Origin of the sequence: Thermus islandicus DSM 21543 (assembly GCF_000421625.1) — a bacterium.
In the GTDB taxonomy this organism is placed as follows: Bacteria; Deinococcota; Deinococci; order Deinococcales; family Thermaceae; genus Thermus; species Thermus islandicus.
This window is the reverse complement of sequence record NZ_ATXJ01000007.1, coordinates 46,160-66,529: the sequence shown is the minus strand read 5'-3', so window position 1 is coordinate 66,529 and position 20,370 is coordinate 46,160. Positions and strand designations below refer to the sequence as shown.

Annotated in this window: 25 protein-coding genes; 13 read left to right on the top strand and 12 right to left on the bottom strand. The window is 67.5% G+C overall.

Annotated elements, in window-relative coordinates; all coding sequences use genetic code 11:
* The first annotated feature begins 115 nt into the window (after window positions 1-115).
* Complete coding sequence (locus H531_RS0108110) at window positions 116-319, top strand: hypothetical protein (RefSeq protein ID WP_022798853.1); 204 nt, start codon at window positions 116-118, stop codon at window positions 317-319.
* Here H531_RS0108110 and H531_RS0108105 read toward each other — a convergent pair.
* Genes H531_RS0108105 through H531_RS0108050 form a run of 12 tightly spaced genes read right to left on the bottom strand, consistent with a single transcriptional unit; the run spans window position 295 to window position 9,082 of the window.
* Entirely contained in the window at window positions 295-750 is a 456-nt protein-coding gene (locus tag H531_RS0108105; RefSeq protein ID WP_022798852.1) for a divergent PAP2 family protein, read from the bottom strand. The genes H531_RS0108110 and H531_RS0108105 overlap by 25 nt on opposite strands.
* Window positions 734-1,585 carry a tetrahydrofolate dehydrogenase/cyclohydrolase catalytic domain-containing protein gene (locus tag H531_RS0108100; RefSeq protein WP_022798851.1) on the bottom strand — a complete coding sequence of 284 codons (852 nt, stop codon included), beginning with the start codon at window positions 1,583-1,585 and terminating at the stop codon, window positions 734-736. The genes H531_RS0108105 and H531_RS0108100 overlap by 17 nt, the downstream gene beginning before the upstream one ends.
* Window positions 1,586-2,041, bottom strand: coding sequence for a transcription antitermination factor NusB (nusB, locus tag H531_RS0108095; RefSeq protein WP_022798850.1), 456 nt, complete (start codon window positions 2,039-2,041; stop codon window positions 1,586-1,588). It lies immediately after the preceding gene.
* The gene (locus H531_RS0108090; RefSeq protein ID WP_028490737.1) at window positions 2,034-2,360 is read right to left on the bottom strand and encodes an Asp23/Gls24 family envelope stress response protein; all 327 of its coding nucleotides are present in this window, start codon (window positions 2,358-2,360) and stop codon (window positions 2,034-2,036) included. The genes nusB and H531_RS0108090 overlap by 8 nt, the downstream gene beginning before the upstream one ends.
* Before the next feature lie 12 nt (window positions 2,361-2,372).
* Window positions 2,373-3,710 (bottom strand): acetyl-CoA carboxylase biotin carboxylase subunit, encoded by a 1,338-nt coding sequence (gene accC, locus H531_RS0108085; protein ID WP_022798848.1) that lies wholly within the window; start codon window positions 3,708-3,710, stop codon window positions 2,373-2,375.
* The gene (gene accB / locus H531_RS0108080; protein WP_022798847.1) at window positions 3,707-4,201 is read right to left on the bottom strand and encodes an acetyl-CoA carboxylase biotin carboxyl carrier protein; all 495 of its coding nucleotides are present in this window, start codon (window positions 4,199-4,201) and stop codon (window positions 3,707-3,709) included. The genes accC and accB overlap by 4 nt, the downstream gene beginning before the upstream one ends.
* Before the next feature lie 60 nt (window positions 4,202-4,261).
* A complete protein-coding gene (gene efp / locus H531_RS0108075; protein WP_022798846.1) occupies window positions 4,262-4,816 on the bottom strand; it encodes an elongation factor P in 555 nt (184 codons plus the stop codon).
* Entirely contained in the window at window positions 4,813-5,730 is a 918-nt protein-coding gene (locus H531_RS0108070) for a DUF8754 domain-containing protein (RefSeq protein WP_022798845.1), read from the bottom strand. The genes efp and H531_RS0108070 overlap by 4 nt, the downstream gene beginning before the upstream one ends.
* 6 nt (window positions 5,731-5,736) lie before the next feature.
* A complete protein-coding gene (locus H531_RS14490) occupies window positions 5,737-5,901 on the bottom strand; it encodes a hypothetical protein (protein WP_022798844.1) in 165 nt (54 codons plus the stop codon).
* 10 nt (window positions 5,902-5,911) lie between these two features.
* Complete coding sequence (locus H531_RS0108060; protein WP_022798843.1) at window positions 5,912-6,799, bottom strand: alpha/beta hydrolase family protein; 888 nt, start codon at window positions 6,797-6,799, stop codon at window positions 5,912-5,914.
* A gap of 28 nt (window positions 6,800-6,827) precedes the next feature.
* Complete coding sequence (gene speB, locus H531_RS0108055; protein ID WP_022798842.1) at window positions 6,828-7,709, bottom strand: agmatinase; 882 nt, start codon at window positions 7,707-7,709, stop codon at window positions 6,828-6,830.
* A 47-nt stretch (window positions 7,710-7,756) separates the two neighbouring features.
* Entirely contained in the window at window positions 7,757-9,082 is a 1,326-nt protein-coding gene (locus tag H531_RS0108050; protein ID WP_022798841.1) for a M20/M25/M40 family metallo-hydrolase, read from the bottom strand.
* 17 nt (window positions 9,083-9,099) lie between these two features.
* Between H531_RS0108050 and mglB the strand changes: the two genes are divergently transcribed.
* From mglB to H531_RS0107990, 12 genes are all read left to right on the top strand, one after another.
* Entirely contained in the window at window positions 9,100-9,591 is a 492-nt protein-coding gene (gene mglB / locus H531_RS0108045; RefSeq protein WP_022798840.1) for a GTPase-activating protein MglB, read from the top strand.
* A gap of 1 nt (window position 9,592) precedes the next feature.
* Window positions 9,593-10,180, top strand: a complete 588-nt coding sequence (gene mglA / locus H531_RS0108040; protein ID WP_022798839.1) for a GTPase MglA — start codon at window positions 9,593-9,595, stop codon at window positions 10,178-10,180.
* A gap of 264 nt (window positions 10,181-10,444) precedes the next feature.
* Window positions 10,445-10,549: a cytochrome c oxidase subunit 2A gene (locus tag H531_RS0108035; RefSeq protein ID WP_028490736.1), complete on the top strand. Its 105-nt coding sequence runs from the start codon at window positions 10,445-10,447 to the stop codon at window positions 10,547-10,549.
* 3 nt (window positions 10,550-10,552) lie between these two features.
* Window positions 10,553-11,059: a cupredoxin domain-containing protein gene (locus tag H531_RS0108030; RefSeq protein ID WP_022798837.1), complete on the top strand. Its 507-nt coding sequence runs from the start codon at window positions 10,553-10,555 to the stop codon at window positions 11,057-11,059.
* 3 nt (window positions 11,060-11,062) lie between these two features.
* Window positions 11,063-12,751 carry a cbb3-type cytochrome c oxidase subunit I gene (locus tag H531_RS0108025; RefSeq protein WP_022798836.1) on the top strand — a complete coding sequence of 563 codons (1,689 nt, stop codon included), beginning with the start codon at window positions 11,063-11,065 and terminating at the stop codon, window positions 12,749-12,751.
* A gap of 53 nt (window positions 12,752-12,804) precedes the next feature.
* Complete coding sequence (locus H531_RS0108020; protein ID WP_028490735.1) at window positions 12,805-13,269, top strand: hypothetical protein; 465 nt, start codon at window positions 12,805-12,807, stop codon at window positions 13,267-13,269.
* A 5-nt stretch (window positions 13,270-13,274) separates the two neighbouring features.
* Window positions 13,275-14,423: an MFS transporter gene (locus tag H531_RS0108015; RefSeq protein ID WP_022798835.1), complete on the top strand. Its 1,149-nt coding sequence runs from the start codon at window positions 13,275-13,277 to the stop codon at window positions 14,421-14,423.
* Window positions 14,424-14,495: 72 nt separating this feature from the next.
* On the top strand, window positions 14,496-14,765 hold the full coding sequence (rpsO, locus tag H531_RS0108010) for a 30S ribosomal protein S15 (protein WP_022798834.1): 270 nt from the start codon (window positions 14,496-14,498) through the stop codon (window positions 14,763-14,765).
* A 58-nt stretch (window positions 14,766-14,823) separates the two neighbouring features.
* Complete coding sequence (gene pnp, locus H531_RS0108005; RefSeq protein ID WP_022798833.1) at window positions 14,824-16,965, top strand: polyribonucleotide nucleotidyltransferase; 2,142 nt, start codon at window positions 14,824-14,826, stop codon at window positions 16,963-16,965.
* A 50-nt stretch (window positions 16,966-17,015) separates the two neighbouring features.
* On the top strand, window positions 17,016-18,743 hold the full coding sequence (locus H531_RS0108000) for a ribonuclease J (RefSeq protein WP_022798832.1): 1,728 nt from the start codon (window positions 17,016-17,018) through the stop codon (window positions 18,741-18,743).
* Window positions 18,744-18,807: 64 nt separating this feature from the next.
* A complete protein-coding gene (locus H531_RS0107995; protein ID WP_022798831.1) occupies window positions 18,808-19,374 on the top strand; it encodes a thioredoxin family protein in 567 nt (188 codons plus the stop codon).
* Window positions 19,375-19,416: 42 nt separating this feature from the next.
* Window positions 19,417-20,349 carry an SDR family oxidoreductase gene (locus H531_RS0107990; protein ID WP_022798830.1) on the top strand — a complete coding sequence of 311 codons (933 nt, stop codon included), beginning with the start codon at window positions 19,417-19,419 and terminating at the stop codon, window positions 20,347-20,349.
* Window positions 20,350-20,370 lie beyond the last annotated feature (21 nt).

Genomic DNA, 20,370 nt, shown 5'->3' with positions numbered 1-20,370 from the left:
CTCGGTAAAAGCTTACCCCATTCCCCCGGCCTGGCAAGGGGCTCGCCACCCTATGGCCGCGGAGGCCCCCACCCCTGTGGCCAGGCCAGGGCGCGGTCCCCTAGAATGGCCCCCTGTGGAAACGGCCGCCCTCTTGGTCCTCTCCTTCTTTGGGCTTTTGAACCTCTTCATCTTCCACCGCTTCAAAAAACCCCTTTTGCCCCTCCTTTTGGCGCTTTTCGTGAGCTTCTTCGTCTTCTTCCTCGCTCCCGCCTTGGGCCTTCTCGTCTTCCTCCTGGGCCAGAGCCTGGCCTTCTACCAGGCGGGGAGAAGGGCGTGAACCCCAAGGGCCACCAAAAGCCCAAGGAGGGCCCCGACGAAGACCTCGAGGTAGGTGTGGCCTAGGAGCTCCTTCAGGGGCTCCTGGGCGAAGCCCCGCTCCACCAGCTTCTGCAGCTCCTGCACCAGCTGATTGAGGAGTTGGGCGTGGAGGCCCGCAGCCCGGCGGATGCCCGTGGCGTCGTACATGACGATGAGGGCAAAAACGGCGGCCACGGCGAAGAGGGCGCTGTCAAAGCCCTCGTTCAGGCCCACGCTCACCGCCAAGGCGCTCACCGTGGCGGAATGGGTGGAGGGCATGCCCCCCGTCTCCAGAAAGCGTTCCCACTGGAAGCGGCCCTCGAGGCGGTAGTAGAAGAGGAGCTTAAGGGTCTGGGCCACGAGGTTGGCGAGGACGGCCGTCCAGAAGACGTGGTTAGCGAAAAGCTCCATGCCGGCGCAAAAGGGCTGCCTTCACGGTGTTGGCCATGAGCATGGCCACGGTCATGGGGCCCACCCCCCCGGGCACCGGGGTCAGGGCCGAGGCCACCTCCGCCACCTCGGGGTGCACGTCGCCGAGCAGCCTCCCGTCCACCCGGTTCACCCCCACGTCCACCACCACCGCCCCAGGACGCACCCAGTCCCTCCGCACCAGGTAGGGCCGGCCCACGGCCACCACCAGGACCTCGGCCCGCCGGGCCACCTGGGGAAGGTCCTGGGTGCGGGAGTGGGCCAGGGTCACGGTGGCGTCCTCCCGGAGAAGAAGGCCAGCCATGGGTTTGCCCACGATGTTGGAGCGGCCGATGACCACGACCTCCCTCCCCCTAAGCTCCACCCCGTAGTGCTTCAGAAGGCGCACCACCCCCAAAGGGGTACAGGGGAAAAGCCCCTCCCCCCCGCTCCAGAGCCGCCCCACGTTCACCGGGTGGAAGCCGTCCACGTCCTTAAGGGGAGAGATGGCCTCGAGGACCCGCTCCGTTCGGATATGGGGCGGAAGGGGGAGCTGGACCAGGATCCCATCCACGCCCTCGTCCCCGTTGAGCTCCGCAATCCTCTCCAGAAGGGCTTCTTCGGGAAGGTCGTGGGGGTAGACCTCCACCGCGCTCTTCAGGCCAAGCTCCCTGGCCCTTTTGTCCTTGAGGCGCACGTAGGCCACGGAGGCGGGATCCTCCCCCAGGCGGAGCACCCTCAGGGAGGGGACGAAGGGGAGGGTCCTCAGGGTCTCCCTAAGCTCCCCATACAGGGCTTCGGCCGCCGCGTGGCCCAAGAGCAGTCGGGTTTCCGTCATTTAATCCTCCTTGGGCACGGCCTGGACCTCCCCTTCCCGGATGCGCCGGTAGAGCCTACCCAGAACCCCGTTCACAAAGGCCCCGGAATGCTCGCCCCCGTAGCGGTTGGCGATCTTCACCGCCACCTCTATGAGGGGGGCATAGGGGGTGGGCTCGTAGAGCATCTCGTAGGCGGCCAGGCGGAGCACGGTGAGGTCGGTCTTGGACATCTGGGCGAAGTCCCAGCCCTCCACCGTCTGTCTCAAGAGGCGGTCCACCTCCTCCTGGTGGGCCTTGTAGCCCTCAAGGAGCCTCCGGGCAAAGGCCACGCCCTCCTCGTCCAGGGGGTCGCCGTAGGGGTCCTCCTCCCCCCCCATCTCCTCCAGGGCGTGGCGCAGGGCCTCCTCCAGCTCCACGCCGCCTTGGGTGTGGGCGAAGAGGGCCCGCATGGCCAGCTCCCGTGCCCGCCTACGCATGGCCTCCCTGCCGGTACTCCACCTGGGCCACGGTGAGGTTCACCGCCCTCACCTTTTGGCCCGTAGCCAGGAAGAGGGCCTCGGCCACGGAGCGCTGCACCTCGCGGGCCAGCTCCGGGATGGCCACCCCGTAGTCCACGGAGAGGACGAGGTCCACGGAAAGCCCCTCCGGAGAACGCTCCACCTTGACGGGCTTCGTCCGGCGGAACACCTCCCCCAAGGAACGGGGCGCCTCCAAGAGGCGGACCCCCTCGAGGCCGGAAAGGGCATGCGTCACCAGGCCCTCGAGGGCCTGGTCGCTGATCTCGTAGTCCACCATCACAGGCCCAGTCTACACCTCCATGCGCCGGGCCACGAAGTTGGTGTACACGGCCCCCCGGCGGAAGAAGGCGTTCTGGAGCACCTTCTGGTGAAAGGGGATGGTGGTCTTGAGGCCAGGCCCCTCAATGACCGTTTCCGAAAGGGCCCGCTCCATGCGCCTTATGGCCTCCTCTCGGGTGGGCGCCCAGGCGAGGATCTTGGCGATGAGGCTGTCGTAGTGGGGCGGGATCTGGTAGCCCGCATAGAGGTGGCTGTCCACCCGGATGCCGGGACCTCCGGGGAAGAGCAGGGTCTCCACCTTGCCGATGGAAGGCCGGAAGCCCTTCTCGGGGTCCTCGGCGTTCACCCGCACCTCTATGGCGTGGCCCCGAACCTCAACGTCCTCCTGCTTAAGCCAAAGCTTTTCCCCGGCGGCGATGCGGAACTGGGCCTGCACCAGGTCAATCCCGGTGATCATCTCCGTAACGGGATGCTCCACCTGGATGCGGGTGTTCATCTCAATGAAGTAGAAGTTCCCCTCCTTGTCCACCAGGAACTCCAGCGTCCCCGCGGAGACGTAGCCCACGTGCTCCGCAAGCCTCCTCGCCGCCTCGGCGATGGCCTGCCGGGTCTCCAGGGGCAAAAGGCTAGGGGCCTCCTCCAAAAGCTTCTGGTGGCGGCGCTGGATGGAGCAGTCCCGCTCCCAGAGGTGGATCACCCGCTCCCCGTCCCCCAGGACCTGGATCTCAATGTGCTTGGGCTCCTCTATGTACTTCTCCAGGTAGACGGCGGGGTTGCCGAAGGCGGCCCGGGCCTCCTCCTGGGCCTGCTGGACGGCCCGTTCCAGCTCCTCCTCGGTGTGGACCACCCGCATGCCCCGCCCCCCGCCCCCCGCGCTCGCCTTGAGGATCACGGGGTAGCCGATCTCCTGGGCCGCCCGCTTGGCCTCGGCCACGCTCTCCACCTCGTCCGTGCCCGGAACCGTGGGCACCCCCACCTCCCGGGCCACCTTCCGGGCCGTGGCCTTGTCGCCCAGGGCCCTCATGTTCTCCGGGGTGGGGCCGATGAAGGTGAGGCCGTGCTCCCGGCACATCTCCGCGAAGGTGGCGTTCTCCGCCAAGAATCCGTAGCCCGGGTGGACGGCGTCCGCCCCCGTGACGATGGCCGCCGAGAGGAGGTTGGGGATGTTGAGGTAGCTCTGGCCCGAGGGGGGCGGCCCCACGCAGATGGCCTCGTCGGCAAGGAGCACGGGCAGGCTCTTCTCGTCGGCGGTGGAGTGGGCCACCACGGTCTTGAGGCCGAGCTCCCTGGCCGCCCGGATGATCCTTAAGGCGATCTCGCCCCGGTTGGCGATGAGCACCTTCTTCATACGGGCTGGATGAGGAAGAGGGGCTGTCCGTACTCCACGGGCTCCCCGTTTTGGACCAGGATCTTGCGCACGATGCCCGAGACCTCGGACTCAATCTCGTTCATCAGCTTCATGGCCTCGATGATGCAAAGGACCTGCCCCTTCTCCACCCGGTCCCCTTCCTGGACGTAAGGGGGCGCGTCGGGGGCGGGGGCCCGGTAGAAGGTACCCACGATGGGAGCGCGGACCTCCACGCACCCCGGGCAGGCGTCCTCTTCGGGCGGGGTAGCCCCCTTAGGGGCAGAGGGCGGCGCAGGGGCGAGCTCCGGTACGGCCGCCGGGATCGGCGCGGCCGCCGGGGCAGGCGCGGCCACCACCTGGGGCACGGCCACCATCTGCACCTCCCCGCCGCGGCGCACGGTGAGCTTGTAATCGGGGGTTTCCAGGGTAAGCTCGCTCACCCCGTGCTCCACCAGGGCCTGAAGGATCTGCCTAAGCTCTTTCGGCGTCATGGGCGCACCTCGTGGCCTAAAGCTTACCCCGAAACGGGGAGCCCAGCCCTGGGGAGGGGCCTAAGCCCGGCCCACGTACTCCCCGGTCCGGGTGTCCACCTTGATGACCTCCCCCGGCTCCACGAAGAGGGGGACCTGGACCACAGCCCCGGTTTCCAGGGTGGCGGGCTTGCTCCCCCCGGAGACCGTGTCCCCTCGGACCCCGGGAGGCGTGTCCACCACCTTGAGCTCCACCACCGTGGGCGGGACCACCTTGAGGGGACGGCCTTCGTACATGTCGGCGAGCACCGTCATCCCCTCCTTCAGGAAGCGGGCGGCCTCCACCCGCTCCTTGGGGACGTGGAACTGCTCGTAGGTCTCCAGGTCCATGAAGACCAGGTCGTCCCCTTCCGGGTAGAGGTACTGGAGCTCGCGGGTCTCCACGTAAATGTCCTCCAACCTCTCCCCCGAGTTAAAGGTGCGCTCCACCGTGGCCCCCGTCTCCAGGTTCTTGAACTTGGCCACCACCTTGGCCCCGCCCCGGCCCAGCTTCTGGTGCTGGTACTCCACGCACTCGTAAAGCCCGCCCTCCATCCTCACCTTGGTTCCCGGGCGTAGATCGGTCACGCTGATCATGCTCCCTCCTGCTTGCGGGCCCCATCCAGGTCCAGAACCTGGGGTGTGAGCCCTAAGAGGTCAATATACCGGAGGTAGTCCTCCTCCCCAAGCTCCCGGCCGGCCAGGGCCACGAGCATGGCCTCCATCACGTTGGTGCCGAAGCTCCGCCCCCCCAGGCGGGGGGTGGTGGTGATGAGCCGGGCCACGCCCCGGGCCTTCAGGAATTCCAGGTCCTCGAGGGTGGTGGTGTTGGTGAGGACGGTCTTGCCCCGCATGTCCTCGGGCATGTAGCGCCGGAGGTAGTGCCAGTCCCCTGCCACCAGGTCGGCCCAGCGGTAGTAGCGGGCCCGCCAGTCCCGCACCTGCCGCTCCTGCTCCTTCCCCGTGGGGTAGAGGAGGCCAAAGGGGAGCTGGGTGAGGAGGGGCAGGAGGACAAAGGCCAGCTTCTGCAGGAAGGAGAGGCGGTAAAGGGGAATGGGCAGCCCCAGGGCAAAGATGAAGTCCCCGTAAAGGACCCGGGCCCCCACCCCTTCCAGGGCCTCCGCCAGGCCGAAGCGGTCCACGGCGGAGGGCACGAGCACCCGGGTGCGCCTCCAGTCAATGAGGGAAGCCAGCTCGTAAATGGCCCGGCGCTCCAGGGTGTGCTTGAGGCCCGAGCCGTCCACCACCGGGGTCCTTTTGGCGGCCTCCTTCAGCCTCCGGGCGTCCCGGATCGCATAGCGCCGCCCGCCCGCCACCAGGTAGAGGTCAATCCCCCCCAGGCCGATGGCGTCCACCTTCCCGTCCAACTCCCGGATCAGGCAGAGGGCCCCTTGGAAGTCCCCATCGGTTCCCCGCCTTTCCAGCACCACCCTCTCCCCCAGGACCTCCACCTCGGCCACGGAGTCGCGGCGGCTACTGCCCAGGGAAACGGAAACCACCCGCTTGGCCACGGAGGGCTATTCTACACGGAGGAAAAGGGCGAGGAGGAAAAGACCCAGGGCCAAGGCGAAGAGGGGCCAGACCCGTTTGGCGCCTAGGAGCCCAGCCAGCACGCCCAAGACCGCAGCCCCAAAAGCCAAGGCCAGGAGGAGGGCGGGAAGGTTCGCAAAAAACGCGGCCATCCCTCAAAGCCTAGCGCAAGACCCGCAGGAGGAAGGAAAGCGCCCTTTTGCGAAAGGCCTGGTCCACCTGCCCCCGGAAGAGGTGGCCCCCGGGGTAGTGGAAGCACTCCACGGGCTTCTTAAGGACTTTGAGCCTGCGGCAAAGCTCAAAGGACCATTCCGGCGGCACCTCTAGATCGTAAAGGCCGTGGTGGACGCTGAAGGGCACGGAAAGCTCCGCCAGATAGGTCCAGGCGGAGGCCTGCCGGAGGGCCTCGGGCGGCAGGGTGAAAAGCTCTCCTCCCCGAGCTCCCCCCGACCAGTAGCGGATCCGCTCCAGGTTCCTCCGCTCGTCCCCGCTCATGCTCCCGTAGAGGACCACGCCTTTTAAAGCGGGGTCCACCAGGCTCACGAGCTGGGCCACGCCGCCTCCCATGGAGTGGCCGAAGAGGGCGAGGCGGGCGGGATCCGCCTGGGGGAAGACCCCTTTTCGCACCTCGGCGAGCAGGTTCAGCACGTCCACGGCGTAGGGGTGGCGGAGGCCCCGGGCGGGGGGGCCCTCCGAGGGGGGATGGCCCCGGTAGTTGGGGTGGAGGACGAGGAAGCCCCTCTCCGCCAGGAAGTCGGCGTAGGGGGTGGTGTAGGCGAGGAGGCGGTAGCGGCTCGGCTCCACGTAGCCGTGGAGAACCACCACCACCGGGAAGGGCCCTTTGCCCTTGGGCAGGTTGGCGAAGCCGTGGACCCGAAGGCCGTCCGAGAGGTGGGAGAACTGGACCCGGGTGAAGCGGGGGCGCTCCTCTAGGGTACGCTCCACCCGGAACCCCCCCTCTCCGTAGGTCCGCTGGCGTAGCTCGGGCAGGGTGAGAACCTGGGCCAGGGCCTGGGCAAGGAGGAAGGGGAGCCAGAGCCCGGGGCGCATGCCCCAAGGCTAAGGGGAAGGCCCAGGGCTAAATGTGGTCCGCCTCCCGGGCCAGCCACCCCGCCTGAAGCCCCTTCAGGCCGATGGCGTGGTAGACCAGCTGGGCCGCGGTCATCTCGGCGTGGAACTGGCCGTTTGGGGAGAGCTCCACGAAGTCCATCCCCACCACCTCCTTCGCCCGGAAGACGGCCTCGAGGAGGTCCACCGCCTGGCGGTAGGAGAGCCCCCCGGGAAGGGGAGTGCCCACGCTGGGCATCACCGAGGGGTCTAAGGCATCAAAGTCCAAGGAGATGTAGACCCGCTTCCCCAGGGCGGAAAGGATCTCCTCCAGGGGAAGCCCCTCTCGGTGAATCCGGTGGGCCGGGAAGAGGGCTACACCCCTCTCCCGGGCCAAGCGCAGGGAGTCTTGGTCCATGGCCCGGATCCCCACCTGCACCAGGGGAAAGCCCTCTTGGAGAAGGCGGTAAAAGGGCGAGGCGTGGGAGTAGACCGAGCCCTGCCACTCGGGGTAGAGGTCGGCGTGGGCGTCAATGTGGAGGAGGGAAAACTCCCCCAAGGCCTCCCGGTGGGCCCGGACCAGGGGATAGGCGATGGAGTGGTCCCCCCCGAGGGCCACCACGAACTTCCCCGCCCGGAGGTGGGCGAGGGCCGCTTCGCAGATCCGCCGGTGGCTCTCCTCCGCACTTCCCGCCACCCAAGGGACCGGCTCCGAGGCGTAGATCCCCACCTCCTCGGGGGCCACCCCCAGCTCCAGGAGGAAGGGCTCCAGCTCCCGGCTCGCCAAGAGGATGGCCTCGGGACCCCTCCGGGCCCCCGGGAGGAAGGAAAGGGAAAGGTCGTAGGGCACGGGCAGGACCACCACCCGGGCCTCGGCGTAAGGGGTGTCCCGCTCGCCGAAGACGAGGCGCATACCCCAAAAGCCTAAGCGCCCCAGGCGAAGGGCGCAACTCAAGACTTCTAACGGCCCAAGAAGAAGAGCTCTAAGAGGCGCAGGATGGCCCGCACCCCCCGCTCAAAGTCCCGGATGCGGATGTGCTCGTTGGGGCTGTGGACCCGGCTTCCCGGGTAGCCCACGCCGAGGCCTACCGCCGGGGCCTTCAGGTGGTGGAGGAAGGGGTACATGGGCCCTGAGCCCGCCATGCTGGGGTAGAGGACCGCCCTCGCCCCGAAGGCCTCCTCCAGGGCCTCCCGAGCGAGCTTCACGAAGGGGTGGGCGAGGTCTGAGCGGGCAGGCCTTTCCCCCTTTTCCAGGACCTGCACTTCCACGTCGTGGAAGCCTTGGGCCTCGAGGTGGGCCCGGAGGAGGGCGGGGATCTCCTCCGGGTCCTGGTCGGGCACGAGGCGGAAGTCCAGCTTGGCCAAGGCCTCCGCCGGGAGGACCGTTTTGGAGCCGGGGCCTCCGTACCCGGCGTGGACGCCGTTAAAGTTGACGCAGGGCTCGGTGTAAAGCCGCCGGTTAAACTCCAGGCCCCTGGCCCCGCCCAGGAAGCCCCCCACGCCGAAGGCCTCCTTAAGGGCCTCGGACTCGTCTGGGATCTCGGCCAGCACCTCCCTCTCCAAAGGGGTGAGGGGGCGGACCCGGTCGTAAAAGCCCGGGATCAAAACCCTCCCCTCCTCGTCCCTCAGGGAGGCCAAGGCCCGGGCCAAGCGGTAGATGGGGTTTTCCACCACCGCCCCGTAGGAGGAGTGCAGGTCAAAGGCCGCCGTCCGCACCCTTAGCTCCAGGGCCACGATCCCCTTGAGCCCGGCGTAGAGGTAAGGCCTCCCCTGCGCGTCCACGCCCCCCGCCTCCCAAAGGATGGCGTCCGCCTGCAACAGGTCCCTCTTGTCGGCCACGTAGGCCTCGAGGTGGGGGCTGCCCACCTCCTCCTCCCCCTCCACCACGAACTTCACCCGGGGGAGGAAGCCATGCCGCTCCTTGAAGAGCTTTAGGGCCATCACCCGGGCCACGAGCTCCCCCTTGTCGTCGTGGGCCCCCCGGCCCCACCAGGCCCCGTCCCGCTCGGTGAGGGCGAAGGGGGCGGTAGCCCAAAGCCTGAGGGGGTCCGGGGGCTGGACGTCGTAGTGGTTGTAGAAGAGAAGGGTCCTCTCCCCCACCCCGCCCTCGGCGAAGACCACCGGGGGGCCGTAGCCCTCGTGAAGGGCGGCCTCGAGGCCGAGGCCCTCCAGAACCTCGGCCACCCTCGCCGCCCCCTCCCTCAAGGCCCGTCCCTCGGCGCTCACCGTGGGCAGGGCCACAAGCTCCGCAAGAAGACGCCTTGCCTCCTCAAGAAAAGCCTCCATGGTAGACTGAGCATACTATGGTGGAACCCTCCCTGGTCCTCTACGGGGCCCTCTACGAGCGGGCCCTGGACCTCCTCGAGGACACCCTCAGGGAAACCGGGGCCCGCTACGCCCTCCTCATAGACCGCAAGGGGTTCGTCCTGGCCCACAAGGAGGCCCTCTGGGCCCCGAAGCCTCCCCCCCTGGACTCCCTCGCCACCCTGGTGGCGGGAAACGCCGCGGCGACCCAGGCCCTGGCCAAGCTCCTAGGGGAAGCCCGGTTCCAGGAGGTGGTCCACCAGGGGGAGCGCATGGGCCTCTACGTGGACGAGGCCGGGGAGCACGCCCTTCTGGTCCTCGTCTTTGATGAGGGGGCCCCCCTGGGCAAGGTGAAGCTCTACGGCAAGCGGGCGGCGGAGGGCCTGGCCGGGATCGCCCAGGAGGCCCTGGCCCACCCGCCTAAGCTCACCCTGGACACGGAGTACCGGGAAGGCGTCAACGCCCTTTTGGGCGAGCTCTTCGGAAACTAGCATGAGCACCATCAACTTCGCGAACCGCGAGATCAACTTCAAAATCGTCTACTACGGCCCAGGGCTTTCGGGGAAGACCACCAACTTGAAGTGGGTCTACAGCAAGATCCCGGAGGGGCGCAAGGGGGAGATGGTCTCCCTGGCCACCGAGGACGAGCGCACCCTCTTCTTTGACTTCCTGCCCCTGGACCTAGGCGAGGTCAAGGGCTTCAAGACCCGCTTCCACCTTTACACCGTGCCGGGCCAGGTCTTCTACAACGCCAGCCGCAAGCTCATCCTAAGGGGAGTGGACGGCATCGTCTTCGTGGCCGACTCCGCCCCAAACCGCCTTAGGGCCAACGCCGAGAGCATGCGCAACATGCGGGAAAACCTGGCGGAGTATGGCCTGAGGGTGGAGGACCTTCCCGTAGTCCTCCAGGTCAACAAGCGCGACCTGCCCGACGCCCTCCCCGTGGAGATGGTCCAGGCAGTGGTGGACCCAGAAGGGCGCTTCCCCGTCTTTGAAGCCGTGGCCACCGAGGGTAAAGGGGTTTTTGAGACCCTGAGGGAGGTCAGCCGGCTGGTGCTCGCCCGCGTGGGAAGCACCTGAGGCCTTTGGTGCCGAGAAGGGCGTGGGGGTTCCCCGCGCCCAACCCATTTTGCTTTTGGTACCTGCACTCCTAGGCCCAAACCTTACGGGGACCTGCTACCGCGGCCCCCACGCGGGCGCAAGCCCGCCTGAGGTGACATTACCCCTAACGGGTACCACGTCCGCAGGGACAAAAGTCCCGAAAAGCCTTTCTCAGGGGGACAAATGTACCTCCTTTTCTCCCCTAACATGAGGGTGTATGCGCGATGCCGCAAGGAGGTGGATATGGAGGAGAAACCCATCGGCGCCCTCGGAGTCATCACGGTTCTCGCCCTCACGATCCTGGTCTTTTGGCTTGGGGTCTACGTCCTCTTTCTCGCACGGGGGTAGGGCATGATGGACGAGCACAGGGCCCACCGGGCCATCCTGGCCTACGAAAAGGCCTGGCTGGCCTTTTCCCTGGTGATGCTCTTCGCCTTCCTTGCCCTCATCGGCTACACCTTGGTCACTCATACCTCGGGCGTGATCCCGGCAGGGAAGCTGGAGCGGGTGGACCCCACCAAGGTGCGCACCGAGGGCCCTTGGGCCGATCCCGCCCAGGCGGTGGTCCAGACCGGCCCCCATCAGTACACCGTCCACGTCCTGGCCTTTGCCTTCGGCTATCAGCCCAACCCCATTGAGGTGCCCAAGGGAGCCGAGATCGTCTTCAAGATCACGAGCCCAGACGTGATCCACGGCTTTTACGTGGAAGGCACCAACCTCAACGTGGAGGTGCTCCCGGGCGAGGTCTCCACGGTGCGCTACACCTTCAAGAAGGCGGGCGAGTACCGGATCATCTGCAACCAGTACTGCGGGGTCGGCCACCAAAACATGTTCGGCAAGATCGTGGTGAAGGAGTGAGTCATGGCGGTATTTACAGGTGAGATCAGCCGGGTCTATGAGGCCTACCCGGAGAAGAAGGCCACCCTCTACTTCCTGGTCCTGGGCTTCCTGGCCGTGATCGTGGGGAGCCTTATGGGCCCCTTCCAGGCCCTGAACTACGGGAACGTGGACGCCTACCCCCTCCTCAAGCGCCTTCTCCCCTTCGTCCAGTCCTACTACCAGGGCCTCACCCTTCACGGCGTCCTGAACGCCATCGTCTTCACCCAGCTCTTCGCCCAGGCCGTCATGGTCTACCTTCCTGCCCGGGAGCTCAACCTGCGCCCCAGGATGGGCCTCATGTGGCTCTCCTGGTGGATGGCCTTCCTGGGTCTTCTCCTGGCGGCCCTTCCCCTCCTGGCCAACGAGGCCACGGTCCTTTACACCTTTTACCCGCCCCTCAAGGGCCACTGGGCCTTCTACCTGGGGGCAAGCGTCTTCGTCCTCTCCAGCTGGGTGAGCATCTACCTCGTCCTGGACCTCTGGCGGCGGTGGAAGGCAGAGAACCCCGGCAAGGTGACCCCCTTGGTCACCTACATGGCCGTGACCTTCTGGCTCATGTGGTTCCTCGCCTCCCTCGGCCTCGTGCTGGAGTCCGTCCTCCTTCTTTTGCCCTGGTCCTTCGGCCTGGTGGAGGGTGCGGACCCCCTTGTTGCCCGCACCCTCTTCTGGTGGACGGGCCATCCCATCGTCTACTTCTGGCTCCTTCCCGCCTACGCCATCCTCTACACCATCCTTCCCAAGCAGGCGGGGGGAAAGCTCGTCTCCGACCCTATAGCCCGCCTCGTCTTCCTCCTCTTCCTCCTCTTTTCCACCCCCGTGGGCTTCCACCACCAGTTCGCTGACCCCGGCATTGACCCCACCTGGAAGCTGGTCCACTCCGTCCTCACCATGTTCGTGGCAGTGCCAAGCCTCATGACCGCCTTCACCCTGGCGGCGAGCCTCGAGCTCGCCGGCAGGATGCGGGGGGGCCGGGGGCTTTTGGGCTGGATCCGGACCCTCCCCTGGGACAACCCTGCCTTCGTGGCCCCGGTCCTGGGCCTCCTGGGCTTCATCCCGGGAGGGGCGGGGGGCATCGTGAACGCCAGCTTCACCCTGGACTACGTGGTCCACAACACCGCCTGGGTGCCGGGCCACTTCCACCTGCAGGTGGCGAGCCTCGTCACCCTCACCGCCATGGGCTCCCTCTACTGGCTCCTCCCCAACCTCACGGGCAAGCCCATCGCTGACGGGCAGAGGCGGCTCGGCCTGGCGGTGGTGTGGCTCTGGTTCCTCGGCATGATGCTGATGGCGGTGGGCCTCCATTGGGCGGGGCTTCTGGGGGTCCCCCGGCGGGCCCATATCGCCCAGGTGCCGGACGCCTACCCCCAGGCCGCCCTCCCCATGGTCTTCAACGCGGTGGCGGGCATCGTCTTGCTGGTGGCCCTCCTCCTCTTCGTCTACGGCTTCTTCAGCGTCCTTTTGGGCCGGGAAAGGCGCCCCGAGCTCGCCCACGCTCCCCTTCCCTTTGCCGAGGTCCTCTCCGGCCCCGAGGACCGGAGGCTCGTCCGGGCCATGGACCGCATCGGGTTCTGGTTTGCCCTGGCCGCGGTCCTGGTGGTGCTGGCCTATGGGCCCACCCTGGTCCAGCTCTTCAGCCATATGAACCCGGTCCCCGGCCTAAGGCTCTGGTAGGGAAGCCGGGTGTCCCTTGATCCCCTCCCTCTGGGAGGGGGAGACTTTTGAGGATGAGGCTTCTTTCCCGCGCTCCCCAGGTGGCGGCCTTAGAGCTTCTGCCCTTCCTCCTCCAGTTCCTGGGCTTGGGCCTCTCCGAGAGCCTAGGGCCGGGGCTTTGCGGGAGCGCCCTCGGAGTCTCGGAGGCCCAGGCCGTCCGGTACGGACTCGTCTCCGAATACTACGTTTACGGGCAAGTCTTCTTGGGGTTTCTCGCCCTGAAGGCCACCTACGCCTTTGGGCTCCTCCTCCTCCACTTCATGTACCCCGAGGAGGACCCGCCCTTCGCCCCCCTGGTCGGGAAGGCGGGCGTGGGGCTTTCCCTAGCCTTTCTTCTCCTTTTCGCCCTCACCCGGACCCTTCCCCTTCCTTTCCCCACCGCCCAAGGCCCCGCCCTCCTCGCCCCAGCCCCCCTGGACCCCCTTTCCCTTCTCATGGTGTTGCCCGAGCCTTTTTTGCTTAGGCTTTTCTGGAGGTAGCGGCCGTGAGACTTCCCCCCTTGGTCTACCTGCTGGGCCTCGTGAGCTTCCTCATGGACGTGGCCAGCGAGATGGTCTACCCCCTCCTCCCCCTCTTCCTTTCGGGCCTGGGGGCAGGGCCTGGGGTCATCGGCCTGGTGGAGGGCGTGGCCGAGGCCACGGCGAGCCTGTTCAAGGTGGTGGGGGGGAGGGTTTCGGACCGGCTAGGAAGGAGGCGGCCCCTCCTCCTTTTGGGCTACGGCCTACCCGCCCTCTTCCGCCCCATCCTGGCCCTGGCGCAAAGCCCCTGGCAGGTGCTCCTCTACCGCTTCTTAGACCGCACGGGGAAGGGCCTCCGCACCGCCCCCAGGGACGCCCTCATCGCCGAAAGCGTCCCTAGGGAGGCCTTGGGCCGGGCCTACGGCCTCCACCGGGGCCTGGACACCCTGGGAGCCACCCTCGGCCCCCTCCTGGCCTTTCTCCTCCTGCCCTGGGTGGGGGTGCGGGGGGTGTTCTGGCTTTCTGCCGTCCCCGCCCTCCTCGCTGCCTCCCTTCTCCTCGCCTTGCGGGAGCCTCCGAGGCCCCAAAGGGTCCTTCCCCCTTTGCGGCTTTCCCGGATGGACCGGGGCTACCGCCGGTTCCTTCTGGTCTCGGGCCTTTTTGCCCTGGCCCTTTCCTCCAACGCCTTTGTGCTGCTGCGGCTTAAAGGGCTGGGCCTCGAGGAGCGGGCGGTCACCTTGGCCTACACCCTTTACAACCTGCTTTACGCCCTCCTCTCCTACCCCCTTGGCGGCCTGGCGGACCGGGTGGGGCTGAGGCGGGTGGTGGCCCTGGGGTATGGCCTCTACGCCCTGGTCTACCTGGGCTTCGCCCTGGCGCCCTCGGCCCCCTTTGGGGTGGCCTTCCTCCTCCTTTACGCCCTCTACTCTGCGGCCTTTGAAGGGGCGAGCCGGGCCTACCTGGCCACCTTGGTGCCCGCGGAGGAAAGGGCGAGCGCCATTGGCCTCTACCATACCCTCACGGGGCTTCTCCTCCTCCCGGCAAGCCTCCTCTTCGGCCTCCTGTGGCAAGCCCTGGGCCCCCGGGCCGCCTTCGGCACGGGGGCGGGCCTCGCCCTCCTGGCCCTTCTCCTCTTCCTGGTTGACGGGGGGAAGCGGGCCGCCTATCCTGGGTAAGGCCTTCGGGGTGGACCCGGGGCCTCTGAGGAGGAAGGGGCCTTAGCGCCTTCCCCCCTGACGGAGGAGAAGATGCCCATCGCCAAAGAAGAGAAGGAGAAGATCATCCAGGAGTTCGCCCGCTTCCCCGGGGACACGGGGAGCACCGAGGTCCAGGTGGCCTTGCTCACCTTGAGGATCAACCGCCTTTCCGAGCACCTCAAGGCCCACAAGCACGACCATCACTCCCACCGGGGCCTCCTCATGCTGGTGGGAAAGCGGCGGAGGCTCCTCCGCTATCTGGAGCGGGAAGACCCCGAGCGGTACAGGGCCCTGGTTGAGAAGTTGGGCCTTAGGAAGTAAACTGAAGGGCAGGTCGGGGGCGGGGCCATAGGGCTCCGCCCTTCGCTTGAGGAGCGCCATGCCGCAAGCCACACCCCACACCCCAGCAGGCTATCGCTACGAGACGGAGATCGCCGGGCGCAGGCTGGTCCTGGAGACGGGCAAGTACGCCAAGCAGGCCTCGGGTTCGGTCCTGGTGCGCTACGGGGACACGGTGGTCCTCGCCACGGCCCAGGCCTCGGAAAGGCCGGTGGAGGCGGACTTCCTCCCCCTCACGGTGGAGTTTGAGGAGCGCCACTACGCGGCCGGCAAGATCCCGGGAAGCTTCATGCGCCGGGAGGGCCGCCCGGGGGAGAAGGCCATCCTCTCGGCCCGCATGACGGACCGCCCCATAAGGCCCCTCTTCCCCAAGGGCTTCCGCCACGAGGTGCAGGTGATCGTCACCGTGCTCTCCGCCGACCAGAAAAACCCCCCGGACATCCTGGGCCCCATCGCGGCGAGCGCCGCCCTGATGCTTTCCGAGATCCCTTGGGAAGGGCCCATCGCCGCTGTGCGCGTGGGGCTCCTTGGGGGCCAGCTGGTCCTGAACCCCACCCTCGAGGCGCTGGAGGAGAGCGCCCTGGACCTGGTGGTGGCGGGAAGCCGGGAGGCCATCCTCATGGTGGAGGCCGGGGCCAGGGAGGTGGACGAGGAGCTCCTGGTCCAGGCCCTGGAGTTCGCCCACCAAAAGATGCAGCCCATCCTGGAGCTAGAGGAGCAGATGGCCCGGGACCTGGCCAAGCCCAAGATGGCCTGGACGCCCCCGGAGAGCCTCTCCGAGGAGGCGAAGGAGGCCCTTTACCGGCTGGCCCTGGAGCGGGGCCTCTCCCAGGTGCTCCAGACCGCGAGCAAGGGGGAGCGAAGCCGGGCCCTTTCGGCCTTCGCCGAGGCCCTGATCGCCGAGGCCCTGCCCAAGAAGGAGGACGGCACCCCGGACGAGAGCCAAAAGCCCCTCTACCAAAGCGCCTTTGAGGAGGTGGTGCGGAAGGAGCTCAGGCGCCTCGTTCTGGAGGAGGGCCGGCGGGCGGATGGCCGGGGCCCCCAGGACCTGAGGCCCATCTGGATAGAGGTGGATGTCCTGCCCCGGGCCCATGGCTCCGCCGTCTTCACCCGGGGGGAGACCCAGGTGCTGGGCACCGTGACCCTGGGCACAGGCCGGGACGAGCAGATCATTGACGACCTGGGCATAGACGAAACGGAGAAGTTCCTGGTGCACTACAACTTCCCCCCCTTCTCCACCGGGGAGGTGAAGCGCCTCCGGGGCCCCTCGAGGCGGGAGGTGGGCCACGGGAACCTGGCCAAGCGGGCCCTCAAGGCGGTGATGCCCGAGGAGGACGCCTTCCCCTACACGGTGCGGGTGGTGGGGGACGTCCTGGAGTCCAACGGCTCTAGCTCCATGGCCACCGTTTGCGCCGGGTGCCTCGCCCTGATGGACGCGGGAGTGCCCATCCGGGCCCCCGTGGCCGGGGTGGCCATGGGCCTTGTCTGGGAGGGGAACCGGGCGGTGGTCCTCACGGACATCCTGGGCCTGGAGGACGCCCTTGGGGACATGGACTTCAAGGTAGCGGGCACCCGCAAGGGCGTCACCGCCCTGCAGATGGACAACAAGGTGGGCGGGCTTCCCCGCGAGGTGCTCAAGGAGGCCCTGCTTCAGGCGAGGGAGGCCAGGCTCAAGATCCTGGACCTGATGGAGACGGTCCTCCCCGCCCCCCGCCCCGAGCTCAAGCCCTTCGCCCCCAGGATCCTCGCCCTCAAGGTCCCCGTGGAGAAGATCGGCCTGGTCATCGGCCCCGGGGGCAAGAACGTCCGGGCCCTAGAGGAGCTCGGGGTAGAGGTGGACATCGCGGAGGACGGAACGGTGCGCATCTACTCCAGCGACCTCGAGGCGGCCGAGAAGGCCAAAAGGCGCATAGAGGAGCTCACCCGCGAGGCCAAGGTGGGCGAGGTCTACGAGGGCACGGTCACCCGGATCACCCCCTTCGGGGCCTTCATCAGCCTCTTCCCCGGCACCGAAGGGCTTCTCCACATCAGCCAGATCGCCCCGGGCCGGGTGGAGCGGGTGGAGGACCACTTGAAGGTGGGGGACGTGATCAAGGTCAAGGTCCACCGGATTGACGAAAAGGGCAAGATTGACCTGATCCGCCCCGAGCTGGAGGGCAAGATCCCCCCGAGGCGGCGCTAACCCCGGGGGCTTGCCGAAACCCACCCGGACCCGCCGGGAAAAGGAGGCCTATGGAGAACCAGGAACGGAGACCCAGAAAAAGGCGGCGCCGGCGCCCGCACGAGGGGCAGCCCCCTGGGGGGGGAGGCCCAGACCCCGTGGAGATCATCCCCCTAGGGGGGATGGGGGAAATCGGCAAGAACATCACCGCCTTCCGCTACCGGGACGAGATCTTCGTCCTGGACGGAGGCTTGGCCTTCCCCGGCGAGGGGATGCCGGGGGTGGATCTCCTCATTCCCCGGGTGGACTACCTCCTGGAGCACCGCCACCTCATCAAGGCCTGGGTGCTGACCCACGGCCACGAGGACCACATCGGGGGGCTTCCCTTCCTCCTCCCCATGGTCTTCGGCAAGGAGAGCCCCGTGCCCATCTACGGGGCCCGGCTCACCCTGGGGCTTCTTCGGGGCAAGCTGGAGGAGTTCGGGCTAAGGCCAGGGAGCTTCCAGCTCAAGGAGGTCTCCCCCGACGACCGCATCCAGGTCGGTCGGTACTTTACCCTGGATTTATTCCGGATGACTCACTCCATCCCCGACAACTCCGGGGTGGTCATCCGCACCCCCATCGGCACCATCGTGCACACGGGGGACTTCAAGCTGGACCCCACCCCCATTGACGGCCAGGTCTCCCATCTGGCCAAGGTGGCCCAGGCGGGGGCGGAGGGGGTCTTGCTCCTCATCGCCGACGCCACCAACGCGGAGAGGCCGGGGTACACCCCGAGCGAGATGGAGATCGCCAAGGAGCTGGACCGGGTCATCGGCCGCGCCCCGGGTAGGGTCTTCGTCACCACCTTCGCCAGCCACATCCACCGCATCCAGTCGGTGATCTGGGCGGCGGAGAAGTACGGGCGCAAGGTGGCCATGGAGGGGCGGAGCATGGTGCGGTTCAGCCGGATCGCCATGGAGCTGGGCTACCTCAAGGTGAGGGAGCGGCTTTACACCCTCGAGGAGGTCATGGACCTTCCCGACCACCAGGTCCTGATCCTGGCCACGGGGAGCCAAGGCCAGCCCATGTCCGTCCTCCACCGCCTGGCCTTTGAGGGGCACGCCAAGATGGCCATCAAACCCGGGGACACGGTGATCCTCTCCAGTAGCCCCATCCCCGGCAACGAGGAGGCGGTGAACCGGGTCATCAACCGCCTGTACGCCCTGGGCGCCTATGTCCTCTACCCCCCCACCTACCGGGTCCACGCCTCGGGCCATGCCTCCCAGGAGGAGCTGAAGCTGATCCTGAACCTCACCACGCCCAAGTTCTTCCTCCCCTGGCACGGCGAGGTGCGCCACCAGATCAACCTCAAGTGGCTGGCGGAGGGGATGAGCCGCCCCCCGGAGAAGACCCTGATCGGGGAGAACGGGGCCATCTACCGCCTCACCCGCGACACCTTTGACAAGGTGGGGAGCGTGCCCCATGGGGTCCTCTACGTGGACGGCCTGGGGGTGGGGGACATCACCGAGGAGATCCTGGCCGACCGCCGCCATATGGCGGAGGAAGGGCTCGTGGTCATCACCGCCCTGGCGGGGGAGGACCCGGTGGTGGAGGTGGTCTCCCGGGGCTTCGTCAAGGCGGGGGAGAGGCTTCTTGGCGAGGTGCGCCGGATGGCCCTCGAGGCCCTCCTCTCCGGAATCCGGGAGAAAAAGCCCCTGGAGCGCATCCGGGACGACATCTACTACCCGGTGAAGAAGTTCTTGAAGAAGGCCACAGGCCGCGACCCCATGATCCTTCCGGTGGTCATAGAGGGCTGAGGCCGCCTTGCCCAGGCGCCCGCCCCCCTTGCCGAGGGGAGGGGGTTCCGGATACCCTGGGGCCATGCTCCAGTACCCCGAGCTTCCCCTGGAAAGCCCCCTCATAGACGCCGAGCTCCCCGACCCCCGGGGCGGGCGCTATAGGCTTTCCCAGTTCCCGGAGCCCCTTTTGGCCGTGGTCTTCATGTGCAACCACTGCCCCTACGTGAAGGGCTCCATCGGCGAGCTCGTAGCCCTGGCGGAACGGTACCGGGGCAGGGTGGCCTTCGTGGGCATCAACCCCAACGACTACGAGCGCTACCCCGAGGACCGCCCCGAGGCCATGGTGGCCTTTGCCGAGGCGCACAAGATCCCCTTCCCCTACCTTCTGGACGAGACCCAGGAGGTGGCCAAGGCCTACCGGGCCCTGCGCACCCCCGAGGTCTTCCTCTTTGACGAGAGGAGGCGGCTCCGCTACCACGGCCGGGTGAACGACAGCCCCAAGTTTCCCGAAAAGGTGCAAAGCCACGACCTCGAGGCCGCCATAGAGGCCCTCCTCCAGAGCCAGGAGCCTCCCCTCAAGGAGGCCCCCGCCATCGGCTGCACCATCAAGTGGCGGCCCGGCCATGAGCCCGAGGTGAGGGTGGGCTAGCCCTTTTGGTAGACTCGCTCTGGGCAGAGGCCCGGAGGCTTTATGCGCGTACTCGTCACGGGCGGTGCAGGGTTTATCGGAAGCCACATCGTGGAGGCCCTCCTCAAGGAGGGGGTGGAGGTGGCGGTCCTGGACAACCTCTCCACGGGCAGGCGGGAAAACCTCCCCCCAGGCGTGCCCTTTTTCGGGGTGGACCTTAGGGACAAGGAGGGGGTGGAGCGGACCTTCCGGGAGTTCCGCCCCACCCACGTCTCCCACCAGGCGGCCCAGGCCTCGGTGAAGGTGAGCGTGGAAAACCCCTTCCTGGACTTTGAGGTGAACCTCCTCGGGGGGATGAACCTCCTCGAGGCCTGCCGCCGCTATGGCGTGGAGAAGCTCGTCTTCGCCTCCACGGGCGGGGCCATCTACGGGGAGGTGCCCGAGGGGGAGAGGGCCGAGGAAACCTGGCCCCCCCGCCCCAAGAGCCCCTACGCCGCCAGCAAGGCCGCCTTTGAGCTTTACCTTTCCGCTTACGGGCAGAACTACGGCCTAAAGTGGGCCTCCCTGCGCTACGGCAACGTCTACGGGCCCAGGCAGGACCCCCACGGGGAGGCGGGGGTGGTGGCCATCTTCGCCGAGCGGGTGCGGAAGGGCGAACCCGTGACCCTCTACGCCCGAAGGACCCCGGGGGACGAGGGGTGCGTGCGGGACTACATCTACGTGGAAGACGTGGCCCGAGCCCACACCCTGGCCCTCTTCTCCTTGGAGGGAGTCTACAACGTGGGCACCGGGGAGGGGCACACCACGCGGGAGGTCCTCAAGGCCGTGGCGGAGGCCGCCGGGAAGATTTCGGAGGTGATCCATGCTCCGCCGCGACCCGGGGACCTGGAAAGGAGCGTCCTCTCCCCCCTCAAGCTCATGGCCCACGGCTGGAAACCCCAGGTAGGCTTTCAGGAGGGGATCCGCCGTACCGTGGAGCACTTCCGGGGGCATTGACCTACCCCACCCCGGTATTCC